Annotated in this window: 1 protein-coding gene; it reads left to right on the forward strand. The window is 29.4% G+C overall.

Annotation, left to right across the window (positions count from 1 at the left end; genetic code table 11):
- On the forward strand, positions 1–538 hold a 538-nt coding region (locus ACOSP6_RS00395; protein WP_422095675.1), incomplete at its 5' end, for an STM3941 family protein.
- Positions 539–615 lie beyond the last annotated feature (77 nt).

Genomic DNA, 615 nt, shown 5'->3' on the forward strand with positions numbered 1-615 from the left:
CCGCAACTTTTCATACACAAATACGTTGTGTAACATTGTTAAAATGATGAAAAAGACATTAATTTTAAAAACAAAAAAGTGGAAAACTTTAATTTACCTAATTGGTTGTCTTATATTTATTATTCCTTCTCTATATTTTGATAGTGAATTTGAATTTATAGACTGGATTGGTTTTATATTTTTTGGGTTGGGTGTAGTTATATTTGGCATACAACTTTTGCCTAACTCTAACTATTTAAAACTGAATAAAGAAGGTTTTGAAGTTAAAAACCTTTACAAATCTGACTTCACAAAATGGACGGACATTGAAAATTTCAAAGTTGGCGATTTAAAATTCAGATACTACAACAAAAAAATGGTTATGATTGACTATTCTGAAAGTTACAACAATTACAAAACCAGCAGGAAAATTTCTAATTATTTTTCTGGATCTGACGGAACTCTACCTGATAATTACGGAATGAAAACTGAAGAATTGGTTAAAGTTCTTAATGAATGGAAATCTGAAATGAAAAACGCTACACAACAAAGCGTATAATTAATTGCGGCTGAATTTCCTCAACGGAAATTCAATCTTATTAATTATCTTTCCGAAACATCGGAAAACGACTCGCG

This window comes from Tenacibaculum sp. MEBiC06402 (genome assembly GCF_049239625.1).
Classification (GTDB): Bacteria; Bacteroidota; Bacteroidia; order Flavobacteriales; family Flavobacteriaceae; genus Polaribacter.